Origin of the sequence: Litoribrevibacter albus, from assembly GCF_030159995.1 — a bacterium.
Lineage (GTDB): Bacteria > Pseudomonadota > Gammaproteobacteria > Pseudomonadales > Litoribrevibacteraceae > Litoribrevibacter > Litoribrevibacter albus.
The window spans coordinates 22,513-46,486 of record NZ_BSNM01000002.1 but is presented as its reverse complement, the minus strand read 5'-3'; the positions used below and the strand labels follow the sequence as shown (position 1 = coordinate 46,486).

The 23,974-nt window shown below is 48.6% G+C and carries 15 protein-coding genes; 8 read left to right on the top strand and 7 right to left on the bottom strand.

Features of this window, described 5'->3' with window-relative positions; genetic code table 11:
• Positions 1-311 precede the first annotated feature (311 nt).
• Positions 312-2,270, top strand: a complete 1,959-nt coding sequence (locus tag QQL66_RS00325; protein ID WP_284377410.1) for a sigma-54-dependent Fis family transcriptional regulator — start codon at positions 312-314, stop codon at positions 2,268-2,270.
• A gap of 61 nt (positions 2,271-2,331) precedes the next feature.
• Here the strand turns inward: QQL66_RS00325 and QQL66_RS00320 are convergent, their stop codons facing one another.
• The 3 genes from QQL66_RS00320 to QQL66_RS00310 form a co-directional block, all read right to left on the bottom strand.
• Positions 2,332-3,147 carry an alpha/beta fold hydrolase gene (locus QQL66_RS00320; RefSeq protein WP_284377407.1) on the bottom strand — a complete coding sequence of 272 codons (816 nt, stop codon included), beginning with the start codon at positions 3,145-3,147 and terminating at the stop codon, positions 2,332-2,334.
• 120 nt (positions 3,148-3,267) lie between these two features.
• Complete coding sequence (locus QQL66_RS00315; protein ID WP_284377404.1) at positions 3,268-4,521, bottom strand: Y-family DNA polymerase; 1,254 nt, start codon at positions 4,519-4,521, stop codon at positions 3,268-3,270.
• Positions 4,509-4,934, bottom strand: a complete 426-nt coding sequence (locus QQL66_RS00310) for a LexA family protein (RefSeq protein WP_284377400.1) — start codon at positions 4,932-4,934, stop codon at positions 4,509-4,511. The genes QQL66_RS00315 and QQL66_RS00310 overlap by 13 nt, the downstream gene beginning before the upstream one ends.
• 148 nt (positions 4,935-5,082) lie before the next feature.
• Between QQL66_RS00310 and QQL66_RS00305 the strand changes: the two genes are divergently transcribed.
• Entirely contained in the window at positions 5,083-5,607 is a 525-nt protein-coding gene (locus QQL66_RS00305; protein WP_284377398.1) for a dihydrofolate reductase family protein, read from the top strand.
• 22 nt (positions 5,608-5,629) lie between these two features.
• On the opposite strand, the gene QQL66_RS00300 is transcribed toward QQL66_RS00305, so the two are convergent.
• On the bottom strand, positions 5,630-7,084 hold the full coding sequence (locus QQL66_RS00300) for a sigma-54-dependent transcriptional regulator (RefSeq protein ID WP_284377396.1): 1,455 nt from the start codon (positions 7,082-7,084) through the stop codon (positions 5,630-5,632).
• Positions 7,085-7,097: 13 nt separating this feature from the next.
• Positions 7,098-8,984 (bottom strand): sensor histidine kinase, encoded by a 1,887-nt coding sequence (locus QQL66_RS00295; RefSeq protein WP_284377394.1) that lies wholly within the window; start codon positions 8,982-8,984, stop codon positions 7,098-7,100.
• 336 nt (positions 8,985-9,320) lie between these two features.
• Between QQL66_RS00295 and QQL66_RS00290 the strand changes: the two genes are divergently transcribed.
• Both QQL66_RS00290 and cydB read left to right on the top strand, forming a co-directional pair.
• Positions 9,321-10,799 (top strand): cytochrome ubiquinol oxidase subunit I, encoded by a 1,479-nt coding sequence (locus QQL66_RS00290; protein WP_284377393.1) that lies wholly within the window; start codon positions 9,321-9,323, stop codon positions 10,797-10,799.
• Positions 10,799-11,794, top strand: a complete 996-nt coding sequence (gene cydB, locus QQL66_RS00285; protein ID WP_284377391.1) for a cytochrome d ubiquinol oxidase subunit II — start codon at positions 10,799-10,801, stop codon at positions 11,792-11,794. Before QQL66_RS00290 ends, cydB begins: the two co-directional genes overlap by 1 nt.
• 181 nt (positions 11,795-11,975) lie before the next feature.
• Here cydB and QQL66_RS00280 read toward each other — a convergent pair whose 3' ends face one another.
• Positions 11,976-12,965 (bottom strand): response regulator transcription factor, encoded by a 990-nt coding sequence (locus QQL66_RS00280; protein ID WP_284377389.1) that lies wholly within the window; start codon positions 12,963-12,965, stop codon positions 11,976-11,978.
• Positions 12,966-13,194: 229 nt separating this feature from the next.
• Between QQL66_RS00280 and QQL66_RS00275 the strand changes: the two genes are divergently transcribed.
• The 3 genes from QQL66_RS00275 (at position 13,195) to QQL66_RS00265 (ending at position 16,919) form a co-directional block, all read left to right on the top strand.
• Entirely contained in the window at positions 13,195-15,282 is a 2,088-nt protein-coding gene (locus QQL66_RS00275; RefSeq protein ID WP_284377387.1) for a TonB-dependent receptor domain-containing protein, read from the top strand.
• Positions 15,283-15,412: 130 nt separating this feature from the next.
• A complete protein-coding gene (locus tag QQL66_RS00270) occupies positions 15,413-16,585 on the top strand; it encodes a TroA family protein (protein ID WP_284377385.1) in 1,173 nt (390 codons plus the stop codon).
• Between the two features lie 46 nt (positions 16,586-16,631).
• Positions 16,632-16,919, top strand: a complete 288-nt coding sequence (locus QQL66_RS00265; protein ID WP_284377384.1) for a DUF2218 domain-containing protein — start codon at positions 16,632-16,634, stop codon at positions 16,917-16,919.
• Between the two features lie 66 nt (positions 16,920-16,985).
• Here QQL66_RS00265 and QQL66_RS00260 read toward each other — a convergent pair whose 3' ends face one another.
• Entirely contained in the window at positions 16,986-19,928 is a 2,943-nt protein-coding gene (locus QQL66_RS00260; RefSeq protein ID WP_284377382.1) for a hybrid sensor histidine kinase/response regulator, read from the bottom strand.
• A gap of 304 nt (positions 19,929-20,232) precedes the next feature.
• Between QQL66_RS00260 and QQL66_RS00255 the strand changes: the two genes are divergently transcribed.
• Positions 20,233-23,784 (top strand): hybrid sensor histidine kinase/response regulator, encoded by a 3,552-nt coding sequence (locus QQL66_RS00255; RefSeq protein WP_284377380.1) that lies wholly within the window; start codon positions 20,233-20,235, stop codon positions 23,782-23,784.
• Positions 23,785-23,974: the final 190 nt, after the last annotated feature.

Genomic DNA, 23,974 nt, shown 5'->3' with positions numbered 1-23,974 from the left:
TCTTCTAACGCGTACTTTTACACCATGACTCAACACACATGCGCGTCTTCACAAATAAGAGAAACTCTACAGTGGCTCAGACAAGAGCAATTCGGATGCCAGCGAATTAAAATCATTCACAAAAACAAAATAACCAATTGATTTATATCATTTTATTTTTAACAACAAACATCATTGAACGCTCATATGAACAGTTTCAGTGGTAATTACTGAACACCTCAACTGTTGACATTGAACAGTTTTGAACAGTTAATATGAACAGTCTTAGACGTAGGTTTTAGCGTTTCAGTGATTTTCGAGAGTGGGCAAGGATGCAAGGATTTTCACAGTCACAGGAGCAAGACGAGTTAATTAAAAGCTCTTGGAATCGATGTAGAAAGTATGGGCTGGATCATCACACCACGCCCTTTCTGCAAAAACTCAATCAAGGTGAACTCAGCTCCGTTGTTGAAGAACATCAAACGCTGGTCAGTACCACCAACGATGAAGTGCTGCCCTATTACGAGAACATTCTCTCAAACACCCAATGTCTGATTGTACTCACTGATAATCGCGGTCAATTGTTGGACAGCTGGGGCGATCAACGCTTTCTCAATCGTAATATGAAAGAGTTTTTCACTCAGGGCGTGAGCTGGGCAGAACGCTACAATGGCACCAACGCCATTGGCACCGTATTAGCCACCGGCAGTGCGGTACAGGTCGCCAAAGATGAACACTTCCTGAAAGCCAATCGTTTTATGATCGGCTCTGCGGCTCCGATTCTGAATTCCAATAAAGAAATTATTGGTGTGCTGGATGTCTCTAGTGACGCCTATTTGCCCCACGCGCATACCTTTGGCTTGGTCAAGTTAATGTCTCAATCGGTGGAAAACCGGTTAATTATGAGCGCCTTTCATCGAGATCACTTTGTCCTGACCTTCAACGCCAACCTGGATAACATCGACAGCGCCTGGTCGGGGTTAATTGTCTTTGATGAACACGGCACAGTGATCTCTGCCAATCGACGCGCCGAGCTAATTCTCGGCCACGACATAGCATTAACCAAAATCACCAACCTCTTTAATTGCTCGCTGACGAACCTCAAGAACCACCCGGAAAATCTACCTATCCCATTAATGACACTCAACAAATACGAAATGCTGGGCATCATTAAACGTCCTGCGGTTTCCGGTATTCATGTCAAAGATTTTCGTCAGCTACCAACCTCCGCTAACCAACAATCCACTCTGATCAACGCCCCGGTACAACCCCGTCTGGCTCTGGCAACCCCAATCAAAGAACCATCGTCCAACGACGATATTTCTCTCGATCGCATCGGCTACGGAGACGAAAAAGTTGCTCGTTGTATTCGTCAGGCTGAGCGAGTTATCGAAAAAGAAATTCCGATTCTCATTCACGGTGAAACCGGGGTTGGCAAAGAAGTGTTCGTTAAGGCACTGCATGAGAAAAGCTCACGACAACATCACCCATTGGTGGCCGTTAATTGCGCGGCGATTCCCAGTGAACTGGTTGAATCAGAACTGTTTGGTTATGAGAAAGGCGCATTCACCGGCGCCAACGCCAAAGGCGGTATAGGCTTCATTCGTAAAGCCAACAAGGGAACACTCTTTTTGGATGAAATTGGTGAAATGCCGCTCAAGGCTCAGGCCCGATTACTTCGGGTGTTGCAGGAAAGAAAAGTAACGCCTCTAGGATCGACCGAGTCTTACCCGGTGGACATTAAAGTCATCTCGGCCACCAACCGTTCTTTGAAAAACGACGTTGAAACCGGGCTGTTTCGACAAGACCTCTATTATCGGGTAAGTGGATTAAACCTCGAACTTCCGCCCCTGAGAGCGCGCACAGATAAAATCGATTTATTCAAAGAACTTCACCGCATTCACCGGGCACCTGACCAGGCTCAAGCACTGTCCGATGAGATTCTTGAACTCTTCCAAAAACACCCTTGGCCAGGCAACATTCGCCAATTAGCCAGCGTGATACAAATCGCCCTGGCAATGGCCGACGACGAAGTCATTCGCCCCGACCACTTGCCTGATGACTTTTTCGAAGACATCAAACGACAAGAGCGTCCCTCAGTTCAAAAAGCACACTCATCCGTTGAGGAAGACTCCCCACGCATTCAACCCGAGTCGGCGTTAAACACCACCGAGTTGGATACACTGGAAGTCTATCAAGCCAACAAAGGCAACATATCGCGTACCGCCAAGACACTGGGCATCAGCCGAAATACCCTCTACAAACGCCTTAAAGATCTGGGCATCAAGTAAGACTCAAGGTCTGCGAAGGCTAAGAGCTAAGAATTAAGAGCTAAGAATTAAGAGCTTAGGACTATTCAATAAAGTCTTTGATCTTATAGGCCGTAGTGAAAGGGCGCGTTTCCGGTAAAAAATGCCCCGCCAAATACACAACCTCTAACTCTGCATCAGGAATGGCATCCACAATCGCTTCGGTATGATCAAAACGAATGATCTCATTCTTACCAACCAGAACCAGTGTCTGAGCAGCAATGCTTCCTAACGGCTCCAAACAAAATTCGGGATCAACCGGCAGATAACATTCGGTATTCCAAAGGGTATAAAGTTTGTCTCTGAACACCGGCCAATGTTCAGGTTGCGGGTTCACCAGCTTGTATTTAATACCAAAGGTCGTATCGGCAAAGGCTTTGAACAAAAGCTCACTGCCCAAGACCGTTGAGAACGCCGGCACATAAGTATCACCACCAAACGCAGCGCCGATCAGCACCAGCTTATTCACTCGTTCAGGATGATACGCAGCGATCTGAGCCGCAATAACCGCACCGTCACTCCACCCTGCAAAATGTGCATTGGAAACATTCAGCTGATCCAATAAGGCCAACGTATCCGCAGCCATTAATTCATAGGTAATAGGCCCATCACCGTCCGTAGAGCGTCCGTGACCCCGACTGTCGATCTCAATTACCTGATAGGACTGAGACAAAATATGGGTTTCAATCGTCCACATGTCCGAGTCCACGTAACCACCGTGCAACAATACTAAGGGTGTACCTTCACCATGCACTTCATAGTACATATTGATGCCGTTCACCTCGGCGTAATCCGCCCTGGCAAAACAGGTAATCAGCATTAAAGAAACGAGCGCTAAACCATGACATAGCGTTTTCATGAGGATGTCCTTATCTTAGGTGTTTTATTATTTGAGCAAAAACTATACACCATCTGCCAAATTCCGTTGTGACGTAAGTAGATCTTATTAGTAATTGGCGTCTGTTCTTTTGTATTAAGATCAAACCTTCACTATTGGCAGATCCGGCCAGCGTGTTGTGTATGCAGGAGATTTGAGATTTCGTTGCATTTTCCAATAAGGATCAATGCCTTGGCTGGCAATAAACACCCGACCACAGGTTTGATTAATGTGATCTACCAACTTCATAAGCTCTTGTGATCGCTCGTCTTGTCGCGCGGTAAACGCATCCAACTGTTCAGGACTTTCAGCATAGAGTTCAATGAGCCCAACACCCGCTCGCGCGAAGGGAACGCCTGACTTGTAAATGCATTCTCGAACCGCTTTTCGAGCCAGTGAACAAATCACCCGACTGTCATTTGTAGGCATTGAAAGAGGTACGATCACCGAGCGAGTGTAGTAATTGGCATCAAACCGGGAGGAAGACGCAAATACCATCATGGTTTTTACGCGTTGCTGTTCTTTACGAAGTTTCTCACAAGCTCGGCTGGCATATTGACTGACCGATTGCTCCAACGCCAAACAATTAAACACCTTAACCCCAAAAGATCGTGTGGAGATAATCTGCTTCTTCGGTTCCGGGGTTTCATCCAGACCATAACAAGGTATGCCCTGAAGTTCTGTAATGGTTCTCGATACATTAACGCTGTAGTGTTTCTTCATTCGCTCTGGATCCTGTTGAATCAGATCCAAAACAGAATAAATACGCTGATCCGCCAAGCGCCCTGATAAACGAGAGCCGATGCCCCACACGTGATGAACCGGAATTTTGGCAAAGACTTTGTGCCACTGCTCCAACCGATCGATCACACAGACGTAATGGCATTTGTTGGATTTCTTAGCGATATGATTAGCCAGCTTAGCCAGGGTTTTGGTCGCCCCCATGCCAACGCCAACCGGTAAACGTACATGCCTGTAGATGGTATCTCGCATTGCACGGCCCAACTCAGGTAATGTTTTAAGCGCATGACCTGACATATCCAAAAAGGACTCATCAATGGAATACACTTCAATGTTGGGTGAAAAGGCTTTCAGGGTATCCATGACGCGAGTCGATAAGTCACCATACAACTCGTAATTACTGGAAAAAACATGGACCCCCGCCTGTCGCAACTGATCTGAGATTTTAAAGTATGGCTGTAAGTCAGGGATACCAAGCTGCTTTGCTTCTTTTGATCGAGCAACAATACAGCCATCGTTATTACTCAGCACCACCACCGGCTGACCTCTCAAATCAGGCCGAAATACTTGCTCGCAGCTGGCAAAGAAACTATTACAATCTACTAACGCATACATGCGCGATGCAGCCGAATGGATGAAGTCACAACCCCTTCTATCAACAGGTCTTGTTCATCACAAATAGGAATCGAAGGGAATTTCGGATTCGCTGCGACCAAACAGCGCGCCGCCAGATCCAGATATTTACACGTCAGTTCACCATTGCAGGCGGCAATTACGATATCCCCGTCACGAGCTTCGAGAGAACGATCCACAACCAAAATATCTTGATCAAAAATACCACTTCGAATCATTGAATCCCCATGCGCCCGAACCAGGTAAGTTGCCGAAGGGTGCTTTATTAGCAGCTCATCGATACTCAAACTACGTTCAGCATAATCATCCGCCGGACTTGGGAAACCTGCCGCCACCCAAGACGTAAAGAAGCTCAACTTCGATACTTCCTCCCGACTAACCCGTACTACATTCATGATTCACCTCGGTAGCTGTTCACAGACAAATTACACTGTATTAATATACAGCATAATTTAAACTACATGAAATTAAAGATACATAAATGACGTGCTCAACGAACGTAATGCCCTACTCTTCTAACACTCATATCAAAGGTAAATCACGATGAACTGCGTATACATAGCTCAAAGCCTGGACGGCTTCATAGCAGGTCCACAAGGGGAACTGGATTGGCTGGAAAAAATTAATAACCCTGATGACAACGATTTGGGATTCAGTGCCTTTATGAACTCGATAGATGCCTTAGTGATGGGCAGAAACACCTATGAGAAAGTACGATCCTTTGGCGAATGGCCTTACGATAAACCTGTATTCGTGATCAGCAACCAATTAACAAAGGTTCCCACAGAGTTATCAGGCAAGATCACTTTTATGTCTGGCTCACCTGACACACTGGTCAAGCACTTACATCAGCAAGGGTTTCAGAATTTGTACATCGACGGAGGAAAGCTGATCCAAAGTTTCTTAGCTGCTGGCTTAATCGATGAACTTACGATTACCACGGTGCCTGTGCTGTTAGGGCAAGGCATCCCGCTGTTTGATCAGCTGCCACAAGCCATTGAACTGAAGCTAAAACGCTCAGAGGTATTGCTCAATCAACTGGTAAAAACAACGTATGCCGTTACCTAATATTCATATATTAAGCTGAAACTCAAAGCCCCAGCCCATACCGATTTATCTTATTAATCAAGCCTTGGCGGGTAATGCCTAACTGCTGGGCACTTCGGGTTTTGTTGTTGTCATTGGCAGCCATGGCCGCCTGAATCAATTGTATTTCCAACGCACTAACTTGTTCTTCCAGCGGTTTGCTGAGGTCGGCGTTTTGTGCAAACGCATCGCCATTAGACGAACTAAAAGAAGAGCCTGGATTTAGCGCCTCTTCTTGCATCAGATCGCTGCGAATTAAGGCAAGTTCCTGTAAGGTGATTTGTTGGCCGAGTGAAATGGCGGCGGCACTTTCCAGGGTATTTTTAAGTTCCCGAACATTGCCCGGCCAGTCGGTATGATTGAACCAGTGCAAGACTTCCGGAGAGAGGGTTAACTGCGTGTTGTGCTGCTCGTTATAACGATCAAGAAAAGCACGCAGTAATGGTGGAATATCTTCCCGACGTTCATCCAGTCGCTGGGTAGTAATCGTCAACCCTTTGATTCGGTAGTAGAGGTCATCACGAAACTCCCCTTGTTGCACCGCCAAAGGTAAATCTCGATTGGTCGCCGAGACTAAACGCACATCGATGGTCACCAGATCACGACTGCCTACCGGGTAGAAACTGCCTTCTTGTAAGACGCGCAGCAATTTGACCTGCATGGCTAATGGCATTTCACCGATTTCATCGAGGAACAAGGTGCCTTTGTCCGCCATTGCCAGCAAACCTTTGCGGTCTTTATCGGCGCCAGTAAAAGCTCCTTTCTTATAGCCAAAGAGTTCGCTTTCCAACAACTCGGCCGGAATCGCCCCGCAATGCACAGAGATAAACGCTTGGTCAGAACGACCACTGAGCCCATGAATGGCGTTGGCAATGATCTCTTTGCCCGTTCCACTCGGCCCCTGAATAAATACCGGCACTTGCGTCGGCGCAATCCGGGTAATCAGTTCACGAATGGCATGAGTACCCTGGCTCACGCCCACCAGTCCCAGTTCGTCATTCGGCCCTTGATTACTCTTTAGCTCGGCTTCCAGATCCTGGACCTGCTTCATCAGGCGATGCTTTTCCACCGTCCGCTGAACAATGATTTTGAGAAAGTCCGGGTCTACCGGTTTGGCAATGAAGTCTTCAGCGCCTAGCTCAATGGCCTTCAACGCCAACGTTCGTTCATCATGACCGGTTAATACCACCACTGGGGTGTTGTGATAGCGTTTCAGGTAAGCAAGCCCGTCTTCCGGTTTGAAGGTCGGCGGCAACGCCAGGTCGTGAATCACCAGATCAAAGCCGTCGCCGGAAGCCTCCGCCTTGAGAAATTCCAGCTCGGCTTGTTGTCCATCGCCACAGCTCACGACTTGATAACCGGCCTGCTCTAACCATAAGGCGCACAGTTCACAGAAGGCGCGTTCATCATCGACCAACAATAGCTTGGCGGATGTTTGTTTTATGAAGTTATTTGTCATAAAGCCTTCCTTGTTATTCCGGCAACCGAACCATAAAGGTGACGGGCCAACCACAATCCTCCCGGTATTCGATGCTGCCTTGGTGAGCATCGACTATCCGTCGCACAATGGATAAGCCCAAACCGCTGCCGCCGCTGCGCTTGCTAATGAAGGGTTCAAACAGGTGTGCTTGCATCTCGTCCGGTATTTGCGGGCCATTGTTGTGAATAGAGATCACCAGTTCGGAAGTCATGCCTTGCAACACGTCTCTTTGTACCGTGAGCTGAATTTTTCCATCGGCTTGCTGAGCAATAAAGGCCGCTGAGTTTTCCAGGATATTGATCAGCACCTGCTGTAATCTCGGGCCATCGAACGCGCCCATCAAAGTCTCCGGCCCTTGCACATCGATGTGCACGTTAAACAAAGCATCAATCTGTTCGACCACCTGATTCACCAAGCTCATCACATCCATCTCGGTCTTGTTCAGATCAATGTTGCTGGCGTAACTGAGAGTATCGCGAATCAATAACTCCGCACGGGCCACTTGGTTTTGAATGTGCGATTTAATCATCGGCTCGGTTTGAGCAGAGGCCATGTTGATGATGTTCAACGGGTTTCGTAACTCATGAGCAATGGCGGCGGTCAGCCCGCCTAACTCAACCAAATGCCGCTGCTCAATGCGCGCTCGCTCCGCCTTGGCTTTGACTTCAGCCAGTTGCAGAGAACGCTCCAGTGACGCACAGGTACTCGGCAACATCGCAGCCAGAATCTCTGCCATATGATGCGTTGCTGGCGGAATGTCTTCCCAGCCATTTAAGTAACAGTGCCACTGACTGCGTTTAATACAGGTAAATTGCGTTGTCTGCCGGGTTTCAACGTAAGGCTCCCCTTGAGCATCAACAATACTCATACCTGCTTTGTAGCGGCTGCGTTGGTACCACATGGTTTCCACGACGGAGGCCAGTTCCTCCCAGGAGGTTACCCGATTCAACTGACTCACCCAAAGATTCAATGTCGCTTCTTCGACCTTCCCGCCCGGGTAAATCAAACGCTCCGCAAACCGCTTCGCCGGTTCATAGGATAACCAGGCGATCAGTAACAACAGCGTTGAATACACCAAAAGCTGCAGGTTAGGTACATGAGATAACTCTTCCAGCCCGAGTGGTTCAACCAGCCATAACAGCCCGCCCATCACCAGCATTGAGACCATCAACACCACTAGCCACTGTAAGGCATGACTGACTAACCGATTGGCTTCCACCAAGCGGTAGCGAACTACGGAATACGCCACCAGCACCGCATAACTGGGCAGAGCCAGCATGGGGTATGGAAAGAAATGACTAGGAATCGACGGCAAGATGAAGCTGGTCGCGAGCAAAAATCCCCAGGCGCCCACTACAAAAATAGCCACGATGGAACGGCGCTGATTCCCCTGGCTTTCTCGGAATCCGTAAAGCAGCAATATGTGAGCAAAGATCCCGACCGCCACCGTATAGGCGAGATTCATCCAACCCGCCAAGGCCAGATGGAAGAAACTAGGGAACACCAACCAAGGAGCCAAAAAGCCCCCATCAGCCAGAACACTGGCAACGGTGACCAGCAGGGCCGCAACATAAAAATAGGGAATGCGCTGGTCCAAACCAAAGGTCGAAACCTTGGAATCCTTCAACCATACGATCACAAAGTGCAGAAAACTGGTGGGTAGCAACGGGTTCGCCAACAACAAAGGCACGGCCAACTGAGGTTGCTGCTGTAGTGCGAAGATATGTCCCAGGCACCAGGCCGCCATCGATAAGCAAAATCCAGCCAGTGCAGGTAGGCTTGGATCTTCCCGGCGTCGACTCCATAGCCAGATCGCCACACCGAACGCACTCAATACTGTGGTCCACAAACTGGTATTAAATAGAACAGAGATGTCCATCGCTTGCCTCCCACATAGAAAAGAAATCGTAAACTTACTTTACACACTTCACACTAAAAACCGTCTACAAAGTTTACATATAGTCCTTTTCATTGGCCAGTTATTAAGCAACCCAAAAACAAAAAACAACTAAAAAACCGAACAAATCCTTTTAAAACAACGCCTTAATAAATCCATCATTTTTATTGGCACCCGCTTTGCTCTTAGGGGGTATTGGAAGGCGTGCTGCCACACCCCATTGGAACGGTCACGATTAGATCATTAAACCGGGCCTACGGATGCAGACACACACCTTTCAACAGGAGGGACATTCTTACAACTACAAAGGGTGAAACCATGTTCGAGCTGCTATCCTCGTTACCCGACTCAAGCTTGCTATCTCGCATTCAGTTTGCGTTTACCGTGAGCTATCACATCATGTTTCCGACCATCACCATTGGCTTATCGCTGTACATTGCCATCATGGAAGGACTCTGGCTGAAAACAAAAAATCCGGTGTATTTACAACAGGTAAAATTCTGGATGAAACCCTTTGCCGTGACCTTCGGGATGGGCGTTGTTTCCGGAGTGGTACTGTCGTACGAGTTCGGCACCAACTTCAGCGAATTTTCGACCATAGTCGGCCCGGTACTGGCGCCCTTATTGGCGTATGAAGTACTCACCGCCTTCTTCCTTGAAGCCGGTTTCCTCGGCATTATGCTGTTCGGCTGGAATCGAGTCTCACCCAAGGTACATTTCATCGCCACCTGCACTGTAGCTATCGGCACGGTATTTTCCTCCTTCTGGATTCTTGCGGCGAATTCATGGATGCACACTCCCGCAGGCTATGAAATTGTCGATGGCGTATTCCACCCAACCAGCTGGTTGGAAGTGATCTTCAATCCATCTTTCCCTTACCGTTTATCCCACATGTTATTGGCGACCTGTTTGTCGGCTTCATTACTGATTGCAGGCATTCACGCCTATTACTTATTGAGAAAACAACACACCGAATTCGCCAAAGTGGGCTTCTCTTTCACCATGAAAGCCATTCTGATTTTGGCACCATTACAAATTGTCGTCGGTGACTTCCACGGTTTGAATGTGGCCGAACATCAGCCTGTGAAGCTGGCTGCAATGGAAGGCATTTGGGAAACAGAAAAAGGCGCGGATCTGCGCTTATTCGCCATCCCCGATCAACAACAGGAAACCAATCATTACGAAGTGACCATTCCTAAAGCCGCCAGCCTGATCATCAAACACGATCTGGATGGTGAAATTGCCGGGTTGGATCAAGTCGCCAAGGAAGATCGCCCGCCAGTACCCGTGGTGTTCTTCTCCTTCCGTATCATGCTCGGGCTAGGAGGATTAATGCTATTACTCGGTCTGGCCGGTTGGATTGCTCGACGCAGAGGGCGCATGTTTGAATCCAAGCCTCTGCTGACTTTCTCTGTATTAATGATTCCCGCCGGTGTTATCGCAACACTGGCCGGTTGGTATGTGGTGGAAGTGGGGCGTCAGCCGTGGTTAGTGCAAGGCTTGGTTCGCACTACCGATGTGGTTTCTCCGTTACCTGCACAAAGCGTCGCCTTCTCTCTGGCCTTGTTTGTCACCGTCTACAGCATTCTCTTCATCACCTATGTGTACTTCATGCGGAAGCTGGTTCGTAAAGGCCCTGCAACCATAGAGTCACTGCTTAATGACCAAAGCACTCACGGTCAGGATGAGGATCTGCCGGCCACATTGAACCCTGCTCAGGTGGACGTAGGTTACACCCAGGAAATGTCCGACTACATCGATGCTCACAACACAGACACACGCAAAGGAGATCACTAATGGATATCGCACTGGTTTACCTGTTATTGATCGGTTTTGGCATTCTGGTTTATGTACTGCTGGATGGCTTTTCTCTCGGCGTAGGGATTCTTTCGCCCCTGTTGAATACACCGGAAGATAAAGGTTTGGCGATGAAGAGTCTCGCCCACCTGTGGGACAGCAACCAAACATGGTTAGTGTTTGGTGGTGTGGTGTTGTTTGTGGCCTTCCCAAGCGTCTACAGCTATGTCTTATCGAACCTCTACATTCCGATCATCTTGATGCTGATTGCGTTGATCTTCCGAGGCGTCGCCTTTGAATTTCGATTCAAGGCCGATTCCAGTCAAAAATGGTGGGACATCAGTTTTGCGGTCGGTTCAACCCTAGCCACCTTCTGCCAAGGCTTAATTCTTGGTGCGCTGGTCGGTGACATGTCAAGCCCCAAATCTCTAGATGAACCCTTGCAATGGTTAACGCCTTTCTCGATCCATACCGGCGTGGCACTCGTGGTTGGGTACGCTCTGCTCGGTTCATGCTGGTTGATTCGCAAAACCGAAGACGGCTTGCAACAACGCGTTAGAATGCTCGCCAAGGTGTTGTTAGTTGGCATGCTGTTCTTCCTGGCGATGGTCAGCGTCGAAATGTTATTGGAGCAACCCGCAATTGCTTCTCGCTGGTTGGATTGGCCGGGGAATATCTGGCTGGCACCGATGCCGCTATTAACCGCGTTCTTTGCCTATAAGCTTTGGAATTTATTAAATTCGGAAGAAGAACACAGCTTGAAGCCATTGGCCTATGTGATGGGCTTATTTGCCACCGCCTTTGCGGGCTTGGTTGCGGGTATTTTTCCCTACATCATTCCAGGTCGCTTAACGATTTGGGACGCCATTGCGCCGGACAAATCGGTGTACTTCACCTTAGTTGGCATTTTGATTTTCATCCCGATCATCATCGCCTATAACGTCTACAACTATAAGACGTTCAGCGGTAAGACCAGTTTGAAGGATGGTTACTAATGAACAGCACGCCAAAGCATTCACTTCGCAATGCCGTGGCGCTTTACCTGGCGGGTGTCTTTACGCTCGCTGTGGTGGCCTACGGATGCAAAGCCCTGCTGGGCTTTCTGTAACTTAGAATCCATAACCTGAAACCTATTACCTGAACCTATAATCTGAAATGAAATCAAGGAGTAAGGCGCTAGTGCCTTACTCCTTGATGCACCTTTAAAAACTCCGAAGGCGTCATGCCATAGTGCTTTTTAAAAGCATTCACAAAGTTGGAGCTGTGGTTGTAACCAGCAATATAAGCTGCTTCACCAATGCTCCGCCCTTCAATCGCCAAGGCACACTTGGCTTTTTCCAAACGACGTTGCCGAACATAAGCAGATAAGGTTTGTTGAAAACAGGACTGAAAGCGACGCTGTAAGGTGCGTTCACTCATATTCAGCGCTGTGGCAATGTCATGCAAACAGTCGTGTCGCTCTAACAGCTGATCAATGGCGTGTTTCAATTCCAACGACGGATTACCCGCAGCCACCTTGGACTGCTGATCAGAGTGTTCATCCAAGGCATTGAGATCCTGATGTAGCTGATCAATACAGCCGGATAACAACTGCATGGTCAGGAACTCGGCCTCTAACTGCCCCGAAAAGCCCTTGCTCTGATTGACGGTAAATAACTGTGAGGCTTTCGCGACGACCTCCTCATCCGGCAACCAATGCAACACACGTTTATCCGTAAACAGATGATTCAGTAACTCACTGTCATTGGATGTTTTACAGCGGTTTTCCAGCCACTGCCGTTCCACAAAGACGTTTACTTTTTTGATGTGCATGCCAGCACACATAGAACGGGTCAGAATATCCGATGAGTTATTGATGATCGCTGAGCAGCAAATACGCCCCTGATCCGGGCCGATAATGTGTTTTTCATTGGCGAAAGAGAAATTAATCTGACCAGAGAACATAAAGTTAAAGCTTAGCCCTTCCGGCAATTCCATGGTGCTTTCGGTGTTTTGATGCTCCACCGCATCCATCACATGCATCGATAACCCGCTTTGGAACGCCAGATACTGAAAGTGCCCCGCCATTACCGGCTGACTCACATCTGCACCACGAAAATTCTGGCTTAAGCCCAATCGTGACTGCAAGTTTTTCAGGTCTTGTAGAAAGATAGTGTTGGTATTCATACGTCTATTTGTCCTGCCTCTGACCACTCTGACGGTAACGCATAACACTTTGTCAGCTTTGAATAACGATCTTCTCTGTTCATGCGACGCCTTGGTGATATCATAAATGAGAATCATTAGCATTAGAAACATTTTTACATCAACAGGGTCATAAGTCGGGAGTTCATTGATGTCACTCAACGCTCGCCACCCTGCCTTGATCTCATACCACCAACATAGGATTTAGGTAATGAAGAACACTAAGCTAGCGAGTAAGGTCAGTTATCTGGCTTTGGCTGTTGCCGCTGCCAATATTACCTGCGCATACGCCGACACAGAAACGACAACAAACAACGCTGACACCAAAACCACTAACATCATTCAAGTAATCGGTTCCAAAGAAGACGGCTTCAATGTCAGCATGACGGACGAGATGATTGAGAAGCGTCAGGTCACCGATCTGGAAGACATGTTCCGTCACGAACCCTCCATCACTGTCGGTGGTGGCCTGCCTGTTGCGCAGAAAATCTATGTGCGCGGTATTGAAGACACGCTGCTCAATGTCACCATCGACGGAGCCACACAAGCGGGTTACCTCTATCACCACCAAGGTCGCGTCAACGTAGAACCCGAATTAGTGAAAAACGTGGTGATTAAATCCGGTGCCGGTAACGCCACCGACGGCGCAGGCGCCTTAGGCGGTGCCATCCACTTTAACCTTAAAGACGCCAAAGACATGCTCCGAGACGGTGAGCGTTTCGGCGCCTTAGCAAAGACCTCTTACTTCAGTAATAACGAAGGCTGGAAAAATCACCTTAGCGCCTATGGTATGTTGAACGATGATTTTGGCTTGTTAGCCAGCATCACCCGTTATGATACCGGCGACAACTACTCCGACGGCCACGGCGACGAAGTGGATAACACCGAGTTCGAACAACAATCCGTACGTTTCAAGTTGAGCGGCACCCTACTCGAAGACCACTACCTGGCTCTGAGCTACGAAGAATATGACGACGACGGTACGCGTTATGCCCGTCCGAACATGGTGGATATCGGCCTACACCCTGCGTACCCGAGTACTCTCGTGCCTCAGGAAACACATCGCGAATCGGCCATCTTTAACTATGGCTACAATCCTGACTCACCGTGGATTGATCTGAAATCCACTGTGTATTACAACGACAGCTACCTCACGAAGAAAGGCGATGTTTATGCGGCCAACTGGCCACCGGCTGGGCCACCGCCAACCTGGACCTTTGCTGATTACTACGATGGAAAAGCCCACGGTGCAGGCATCGAAAGTTTAGGCTTTGATCTTCGCAACACCAGTCGAATGGGCAAGCATGAAGTCACCTACGGTGCCGAATATCGGGAAGACGAAGCCTATCTGGTAAAAGGCTATTTGGATGACTTCAACAATGAAGAGACGGAAATCACCGCCCTCTATGTTCAGGCCGACATCGAACTGACTCCGTCTTTGCGCTTGAGCACAGGGGTACGTTACGACGACTACGACTACACCGACAATCAAGGTGAAAACTTCTCGGATGACGCCATCAGCCCGAACGCCACCTTGAGCTTTGACATCACCAATGAACTGGAAGTCTTTGCCAGTTATGCACAAGCCTTCAAAGGCGTGAGCAGCCCGGAAGCCTGGTTCCTTGAGTTTCCTTACTTGAATCAAGCACTGCAAAGCTATCGTGGTGCAGACATCGACGGCGACGTACCGCTCCAGGAATTGCAAGCGGAAGAATCGGACAACATCGAGTTTGGTTTCAAATACGAAGGAATGAACTTCGCAGCCAGCGGTGAAATCTTCAAACAAACCATTGAAAACGCACAAATCATCAGCGGCTCTCAAGGTATTCGCTACAGCTTCGTCGATGACGTAGAAGTGAAAGGATATGCCTTACGCATGGCTTACTTCTGGGATGCTGTCACGCTTAATGCCGGCGTATCTCACAGTAAACCAGAACTGGGCGATGAACCCTTGGCCAGTGGCGACATGGGGCTTGGCACCTCTTACGGCCGAACCTGGACGACCGGCGTTGAATACCAAATGCGACATGACCTAACACTGGGCTGGAACGCTCGCCTGGTTGAACGCTTAAAGGACGTGCCGGAGGGCCAGGACGAAAAAGCCGGTTATGGCATTCATGATGTCTATGTTCAATGGCTACCAATGGAAGATCTGACCCTTGGCTTGGCAGTGAACAATATGTTCGACAAGTACTACTACGATCAGGGCTCATTCTTCTCGATGAGCGAAGGCGCCGATCCAATTGGTTTGCCGGAACCGGGCCGAGATATTCGTCTGTCTGCGGCGTATCAGTTCTAGGGAATCACAGAACAAACCATTCTAATTACGATCAAGTGCCACAAGGATGATAAACGCTCAGGGAATGAGCACCTCCGCTCCTTTTCAACGCACTGATGATCATAACGACCAACCACAGGATAAAAGAACTATGCCGCGTCGTTCATTAAAACTCTGGCTCGCTTGTGTGACTCTGCTCGTGGCAGGGTTTGCCCACGCCAGCATTGAAATCACCGACATCGCCAATCGCAAGATCACGCTGGAACAACCGGCGCAGCGTATTATTCTCGGCGAAGGTCGCTTCCTGGCGGCACTGGGCGTGCTTGGAGTGAAACAACCACTGACCCGAGTGGCCGGGATGATGAATGACTTCAAGCAGTTTGATCCGGCCGGTTATCAGGCGTATCAACAGGCTTTTCCTGAGATTGATCAGATCCCGACCTTCGGTCAAACCAGTGAAACCAGCGTTAGCATTGAAAAGATTTTGGAATTGAATCCGGAAGTGGCCATCTTCGGGCTCGACGGTCATGGACCAGGCGCAAAGTCGAAGAAAGTTATCGACGTATTAACGGCAGTTGGCATTAAGATCGTGTTCATTGATTTCCGCAAGAATCCCATTGAACACACGGCACGCAGCATAGAAATTCTCGGACAAGTATTGGGTTACGAGCAAAACGCCAACAGCTTCAGTCGCTTCTACCAAACCAAACTGGCTCATATCCAAGATACACTTTCAGGCATTCCCGAAAGTGCTTATCCCAAGGTGTTGTTAGATGTTTGGGCCAGCACCAAAGAACCCTGCTGCTTTACCATTGCAGAAGGCTTATTTGCAGCGATGGCAAGATTCGCTGGCGGCATCAGCATTGCCGAAGGCCAATTGCCCGGCCCGGTCGGAAAGATCAGTGCGGAATACGCCTTAATCTCAAATTTCGATGTCTACATAGGCACGTCATCGGGCGCACAATTTAATGCAAACCCCAGCCCCCCTTCTAGCAAACCGTCTAGCACACCCACTCGTACTTCTGAACGTTACTCAAGCCTGATCATGGGCGCTCAAGTACCGAACGGCATTGCTCAAGCCTCACTGAAACAAGTGTTAGCACATAGGAACTTTGACCGACTGGTGCCCATTCAAAACGGTCGCAGCTACGCGCTTTGGCACCATTTCTACAACTCACCGCTGAACTTGTACGCCATCGAATCCATGGCGAAATGGTTTCACCCAGAGTTGTTCAAAGATCTTGATCCTCAACAGACGCTCAACACCCTACTGACAGGGTTTAGCCCGGTGGATCTCAGTGGAACCTACAGTACTGAACTTTAAAACCATAAATTTCACGTGATTAGATAAAAGATAGGAATCATTAACCATGCTTAAAAGCACCAGCTCTGTCACAGCTGAAAAGGCTGAAAAATATCAGGACATGCTCGGCAAACACTTTGCACGGAAAGTCTCGGTGGAAACACACACACAGCAATCAGTGGTGCACTTTCCCATGGGAATCTGTCGAATCAATAGCGAAGGCAGTGCGTTAAATTTTCAGTGTGAAGCCCAAACAGCCGAGGCGTTGGCAGCGGTGCAAAGCATCATTGATCGTCATATCCCGTTGCTTAAAGCCATTCGTGACACCCAGTTGGTTTGGCAAGATCAGGGTTAAGAGTATGAGTAAATAACATCACGAATCAGACAGCAGACTGCCACTCACATTGTTCAAGCAATTCGTTCAAGACGTTCTGGAAGGCAACCACTGAAGCAGCTTCTCCAGCAAAATTAAAGGGTCCACGGGCTTTGTCAGATAATCATCCATCCCGGCATGGATACAAAGCTCTCGATCCCCTTCCATGGCATTGGCGGTCATCGCCACAATCGGGATAGAACGGTAACGCTCTCCGGCTTCACCTTTTCTGATCCGGCCAGTGGCTTCGTAGCCATCCATAACCGGCATCTGACAATCCATAAGAATGAGATCAAACGGGCACTCTGTGGAAGAAGACTGCAACACACTGAGTGCATCATCGCCGTTTACTGCAAAATCATTCTGTAAGCCAATTTTTTCTAACATCCCGGAGGCGACTAACCGATTAATATCGTTGTCTTCCACCAACAGGATACGGGTACTTTCAGGCCAGGGAGTTGCGTGAGAATCCGTAGGATTATTGTTCCTGCCTTTAAGCTCGACAACTTGCCCACCCCCGCGCGTTAACTCTGGAGACGCACCAGGATCGGCAGCACGCTTATTCAGTACATCAGCCAATACGCGCTTGATTTCCTCTGACACGATCGGCTTTTCGAGCCTTTCCATCCAATTCACTTGGGGAATATCAATTTTGTCCTGCTCATTTCCCATCGGTTGCATCAACACCCAGGCTTGTTTCCTTAACACCCGGCCATACATTAAAGCAGATGCAGGATCTACCGACAGAGCTAACGCGTAGTCCAGAAAAACCACATCGAAGGGGGCTTCCAACTCATCACTAAGAATACTGATAAGCACATGCCAGGAGGGCGCAAACACGACATCGATCTGCCATGCATTCAGTTGTCGTTCAAGAACCTCTCGGGACATCGGATAGGGATCTGCAACTAACACACGTTTCGCGGTAAACGCATCTTTCATATCGTTCAAACCAAACGCGTTTACCGGAGTAACCGGCGCCTTCTCCAACCGAACATGAAAGTGGAAAGTACTGCCCCGATCCAGTTCACTGCTAACGTCTATGTCTCCCTGCATTAAACGACACAGCTCTCTACTGATCGACAGCCCCAACCCGGTGCCACCGTACTTGCGAGTAGTAGAGGCATCCACCTGAGTAAAGTGCTCAAAAATACTGTGGACTTTATCTGCACGGATACCAATCCCGGTGTCTTCCACATAGCAGTCCAGTTGCCACTGTGGCCCCACATCAGTGAGTGTGGCCCGGATTAAGATATGCCCTGATGATGTGAACTTGACGGCATTCCCCATCAAATTAGATACAACCTGTCGAATCCGGCCAAAATCGCCACAGACCTGAATATTCGGGACTTCAGAGGTATCCAAAATCAATTGAATACCTTGGTTATAGGTTTTGATACCGAAGCTTTTAGCAATGTCACCCAGTACGCTCACAATATTGAAGTTCAAATGCTCCAGTTCAATATGACCCGCTTCAATCTTGGACAAATCCAAAATGTCATCAATCAGCCCCAACAAGAACTCACCACTGGTGGTGGCAACGTCCGCATACCCTGCCTGCTTCTCGTCCAAGTCGGTATTTTTGAGAAGGTACAACATCCCCAACACGCCATTCATCGGTGTACGAATCTCGTGACTCATGGTCGCAAGGAATTGGCTCTTCATCTTGGCACCGCTTTCGGCCAACTCTTTCGCTTCTTCCAGATCGTGGCGCACCTTGATGCGCTCGTTGATGTCCTGATAGGAGCCGTAGAGACGAACACATTTGCCGTCTTCAAAAATACCACTGCCAGTGATCACCACCCAAACGTCTTCCCCTTTGGCTGTGACGATCTGAAGCTCTTCCGACCAGGCTTTGCCATCTTTTATGCAGTCCGAAAGACATTGCTGAATTAAGGCACGCTTGTCTTCTTCCTTAATAAACCACCACACAGAAGAGGCTGTTGGTATGAAGTCCTGGTCCACATCATGAATGATGCGCGTCATCGTGCTCCAATGAAGTTGTTGTTCCTCAATGCGCCATTCCCAGGCGCCAATGCGCCCTTGCTGACTCATTTGCTCCAGCATTTCCTGTTTCAACAAGGTTTCTTTGGTGCGCTCTTCCACCTTACGTTCCAGCTCATCGTTAAGCTTTTCCAGAGAATATTTGGACTTAACAATACGCTGCGTCATGTGATTAAACACATCACGAAAACGTTCCAACTCATAAGCGCCGAAGGTTTGAAGTTCTATCTCTGCGCCGCCGGGATTATCAAGCGTGGTGGATTCCATCTTGGAAATGAAACTGTCCAAAGCTCGAACCAGAAAGCGTTTGAACGCCCAGATAAACAATAACCACAGAATGATGGTTTTTATGATGGCGTTGATAATGATGGTCAGGAAGTTGTATTTAACCTGATTAAAGACAATCCTGTTGCTGGAAAACAGCGTTACAGAGCCAATATTTTCATCATAGAAGACCACAGGAAAGGTGTAAGAAAACAGTCCACGCTGCTCCATCTGGTCATAACTTAATGCTTTCAGCGAGCTTACGCCGTGCTGATTCGTTGGCACTTGTTGCGCCTTTTCGTCGGTAGATCCCAAACGATCAGAAGCAGCTGAATCATCTGACGGTGCTTGGTTCTCGAAACCCCGTGTCAGTACTAACTTTCCCTTCCCATCAAACACATACAAACCTTCAATATCATGAAGCTTATAGACGCCATCCATCATGGCATTGAGTTGTTTGAAATCGAAGTTCCATAAGGCATTGGCAATGCCTTCGTAGAAGATACTTTGGTAGGCCATCAGATTCTCACGAATAGAGTCTTTCTCGAAAAGATATTCGTTTGTCATCTGAACAGAGGTGATAACACAGGTGATCAGCAGATAAATGGAGAAAACAATTCTGAGTAAACGAATCGCCAAAGAGTGCTTAATGGCAGTCTTACCTAATGAGGTGTCGCCCAAGTCAGAACATTTTTCATTCAGCTGAGTAGAGGATCGGTACATACGACTGAAATATCCCTGCTTTATCGCTCACCAAGTCTGAGATTGATTTAAATAGTCCCATTAGACTCTACACATCAGAGCTCCACCTACGACAAGACTTCGAAGTATTTCTTACCTACTACACTGTAGCCTACTTTGCAGAATTGTTAAGGTGACCTGAACACTAACTGTCACTCACTGACTCGACCTTAGTCCAATTGGCTTTGAGGTCAGAACCCCCTATGCTTAAAACCATCTGAAAATCATACTGTTAATAACCATTGACGGTGTTAGCTGTAACACACTGGGGCCTGATGAATTTTTTATGTCTACTTGGTTAATTGCTTTCGTTTCGTTCGGCTACGTTTGTTTGTTGTTTTTTATTGCCTGGCGCGGCGATCGTACTGCCAATATTGGTTCCGAGTCGGATATCCCCCACAGTTCGCCTTGGGTGTACAGTTTGACCCTAGGGGTCTATTGCACCACCTGGACATTCTTCGGAGCGGTCGGCCAAGCGGCGCAAAACCTGTGGTCCTTCCTGCCCATTTACCTCGGCCCCATTCTGGTCTTTCTGCTGATGTGGCGTTTCTATGCCCGCCTGATTCTGGTGTCGCGCCGAGAAAACATCACCTCCATTGCCGACTTTATTTCTGCTCGTTACGGCAAGCACGAAGGTCTGGCGATGCTGGTCACTGTAATTGCAGCCATTTCAGTGCTTCCCTACATCGCGTTGCAATTGAAAGCTCTGGTCATGGGTTACATAGCGCTTACCGGCAACGACCCAACAGATCTCGCTCACATCAATGATCGACAAGACATCGCCTTGACCGTAGCCGTGACGATGGCGATTTTCGCTATCTTCTTTGGTACACGTCATATGTCGGCCAATGAGCATCATCGGGGGCTAATGCACGCCATTGCCTTCGAATCGGTGGTCAAACTGGTGGCCTTTCTGATACTCGGCGGCTTCGTTACTTATGGATTATTTGATGGCGTCGGTGATTTGTTGGCAAAGATAGAACAGCAGGCCACCAACAATCCTCAGATTGAGCACTGGCTTTCCAGTTCACCATTCAACAGCAGTATGCTGGTTCAGGTGTTATTAGCCGCCGGCGCCTTTATCTGTCTGCCCCGACAATTTCATGTGGCGATGGTGGAAAACACCCACCCCAGAGACTTTTTGGTGGCTCGATGGATCTTCCCTGCCTACTTAATCCTGGTGGGTTTATTTGTGATTCCGTTGGTCGTGGCCGGTAAATTGCTGTTTGGTGATTCGGTATCGGCCGATACCTACGTTCTGATGTTGCCTATTGAAGCCAATAAACCAGGGTTATCACTATTGGTCTTCCTTGGAGGATTCTCAGCGGCCACCAGCATGGTCATCGTCTCAACAGTAGCCTTGAGCATTATGGTCAGCAACCACATCGTACTGCCGTTTTTACTGAGGAAAGATCAGGTTAAGAACACCAACTACCTGCATTTCAGGGGCATTCTGCTCAACGCTCGCCGTACCACCATTTTGATGCTGCTGTTCTTTGCTTATCTCTTTTATCGGTTTATCGAAAACACCGAAGCCCTTGCTACCATCGGTCAAATTGCCTTCGCCGCTGTGGTACAACTGGCCCCGGCGATGATAGGAGCACTGTTGTGGCAGGATGCCAATCGCTCCGGTGTGATTATTGGCCTGGTACTGGGCGTCTGCGTCTGGTTCTACACACTGATTTTGCCTATCTGGATAGAACACTTACCCTGGCTTGCGTCCCTCACCACCAGTCTACCGGTTTGGCTACGTCCACAATCGTTATTGACCATTGAGTGGTTCGATCCTGTTACCCGGGGCGCCGCGTTAAGTCTGTTGTTCAATTTAACCGGCTTCATTATTGGCTCACGTTACTTTAAAACCCACATCAACGAGCGCATTCAAGCCGCACGTTTTCAGGGCACGCAACTGGAATCCGTGGATCAACAAGAGAGTTTGCTAAACACTCGAATCACTCAGGATGAACTAAACACCATAGCCAGCCGATTTGTTGAACAGAGCAAACTGAACGCGATCTTTACGAAACAGCCCACCAATGAGCGGGCCAGTCAGCAGGAAATCGAACAAGTTGAACATTTAATGAGTGCAGTAATCGGTGCAGCCTCGGCCCGAGCGGTATTGAACGCCGCCATTTCAGGGCAGCATGTGCCCTGGGATGACGTGGAAGCCATTGCCTCCGAAACGTCTGAAACCCTACAGGTAAGCCGCGAACTGCTGCAACACGCCATTCAAAACATGGGGCAAGGCATCAGTGTCATCGACAAAGAACTGAAACTGCTGGCCTGGAATCATCGTTATCTTGAGCTGTTCAATTATCCACAGGAACTGATTCAGGTGGGCATGCCCATTGAACAACTCATCCGTTACAACGCCCAACGCGGCTTATGTGGTTCTGGAGATGTGGAAGGACTGGTTCAAAAGCGCATTCGTCACTTACAAAATCCAACCGAGCACGTATCAGAACGCGAACGTGAAGACGGCACCGTCATTCAGTTACGGGGCAATCCACTTCCCGACGGTGGTTTTGTGATGAGCTTTAACGACATCACCACCTTCCGACAGGCCGAGCAAGCGCTGTTAAATGCGAATGAGGCGTTAGAAGAGCGGGTGCAAGAGCGCACCGACGAACTACGCCAGCTCAATCGTCAGTTGATTCAAATGACTCAAAAAGCCGAACAAACCAGCGCCAGTAAAAGCCGCTTCATTGCCGCCGTCAGTCACGATTTAATGCAACCGATGAACGCTGCGCGCCTGTTTACCTCTGCGCTGATGGATGACTTAATTCAGCACGCCAGCTCACCGGAACACCAGCGTCAGCTCTCCTCCTCGATCGATCAATCACTGAGGTCTGCCGAAGACATGCTTACCGACCTGCTGGACATCTCCCGTCTGGAATCCGGCAATCTCAAGGTATCCGAAGACACCTTTGCTCTGGATGAGTTACTCGGCCCGATGATTCAGGAATTCCGCCCGATGGCCGAACAAGCCAATTGTCGGTTGAGCTACGTGAAAAGCTCGCTAAGGGTGACCACAGATCGCCGCTTGCTACGCCGTATTGTGCAAAACTTCATGACCAACGCCATTCGTTACAGTCAGGGATGTAAGGTGCTTCTTGGCTGTCGAACCGTGGGAGATAAGGTGTCTATCCAGGTTTGGGACACCGGCCCCGGGATCCCGGAAGCAGATCTTGGCAACATATTTAATGCCTTCACCCAACTGAACGAACATCAACGTTCTCATGATCGCGGGCTTGGTCTGGGCCTTGCCATTGCCAAAGGTTTCTCGGATCTGTTGGATGGGAAGATTACGGTGGCGAGCGAGCTGGGTAAAGGCAGCCGCTTTACTCTTGAATTGCCGACGCAAGGCCGTCAGAAGCTAGCGTCTACCTCGAACGTCGCTTCCACTCTGGGCTCATCCAGCCAGACGGCTCCGCTTTCTGGAATTGACGTCCCAGCCGAAGCTGGACAAGTGCCCTCTCAAAACAGCGTTCTGTGCATCGACAATGAACCAGAGGTGTTAAAAGGTATGACAGCGCTGCTCAGTCGCTGGGGCTATCAAGTATTAGAAGCCACCAACACCGAAGACGCCGTGACGCTTGCTAAACAGCAGGAATTGCAGATGGTACTCATTGACTACCATCTCGATCAGGGACAACTGGGTACAGATGCGCTCATCGCGTTACGAAACCGGGCCAGCTATGACGGCCCTGCCATTTTTATTTCGGCAGACGGACGAACGAACGTTAAAGAAAAAGTCAGTGCACTGGGATGCAAACTGTTGAGCAAACCGATTAAACCGGCCAAATTACGGGCCTTAATGCAAAGTCTAAGTACATAAAAAGCTTCTGGGAAGAATATTTCCTCAAAAACAACAAGGACATTAATCTCCATCAAAAGCGATTAGGCTAAGATAATTTATACTAATTTGACTAGGGAACCGCTGAATAAGTCCACTCTAGAGCAAAACGGGGCTTATTCAGCGGTTCCCTAAGTATTTAAACATCACCACAATGAACTATCAGGAATTT

Excerpts from the sequence above, each read along its gene's own strand:
- QQL66_RS00325 (WP_284377410.1), top strand. The coding sequence starts at position 312 with ATGCAAGGATTTTCACAGTCACAGGAGCAAGACGAGTTAATTAAAAGC.
- QQL66_RS00320 (WP_284377407.1), bottom strand. The coding sequence starts at position 3,147 with ATGAAAACGCTATGTCATGGTTTAGCGCTCGTTTCTTTAATGCTGATT.
- QQL66_RS00315 (WP_284377404.1), bottom strand. The coding sequence starts at position 4,521 with ATGTATGCGTTAGTAGATTGTAATAGTTTCTTTGCCAGCTGCGAGCAA.
- QQL66_RS00310 (WP_284377400.1), bottom strand. The coding sequence starts at position 4,934 with ATGAATGTAGTACGGGTTAGTCGGGAGGAAGTATCGAAGTTGAGCTTC.
- QQL66_RS00305 (WP_284377398.1), top strand. The coding sequence starts at position 5,083 with ATGAACTGCGTATACATAGCTCAAAGCCTGGACGGCTTCATAGCAGGT.
- QQL66_RS00300 (WP_284377396.1), bottom strand. The coding sequence starts at position 7,084 with ATGACAAATAACTTCATAAAACAAACATCCGCCAAGCTATTGTTGGTC.
- QQL66_RS00295 (WP_284377394.1), bottom strand. The coding sequence starts at position 8,984 with ATGGACATCTCTGTTCTATTTAATACCAGTTTGTGGACCACAGTATTG.
- QQL66_RS00290 (WP_284377393.1), top strand. The coding sequence starts at position 9,321 with ATGTTCGAGCTGCTATCCTCGTTACCCGACTCAAGCTTGCTATCTCGC.
- cydB (WP_284377391.1), top strand. The coding sequence starts at position 10,799 with ATGGATATCGCACTGGTTTACCTGTTATTGATCGGTTTTGGCATTCTG.
- QQL66_RS00280 (WP_284377389.1), bottom strand. The coding sequence starts at position 12,965 with ATGAATACCAACACTATCTTTCTACAAGACCTGAAAAACTTGCAGTCA.
- QQL66_RS00275 (WP_284377387.1), top strand. The coding sequence starts at position 13,195 with ATGAAGAACACTAAGCTAGCGAGTAAGGTCAGTTATCTGGCTTTGGCT.
- QQL66_RS00270 (WP_284377385.1), top strand. The coding sequence starts at position 15,413 with ATGCCGCGTCGTTCATTAAAACTCTGGCTCGCTTGTGTGACTCTGCTC.
- QQL66_RS00265 (WP_284377384.1), top strand. The coding sequence starts at position 16,632 with ATGCTTAAAAGCACCAGCTCTGTCACAGCTGAAAAGGCTGAAAAATAT.
- QQL66_RS00260 (WP_284377382.1), bottom strand. The coding sequence starts at position 19,928 with ATGTACCGATCCTCTACTCAGCTGAATGAAAAATGTTCTGACTTGGGC.
- QQL66_RS00255 (WP_284377380.1), top strand. The coding sequence starts at position 20,233 with ATGTCTACTTGGTTAATTGCTTTCGTTTCGTTCGGCTACGTTTGTTTG.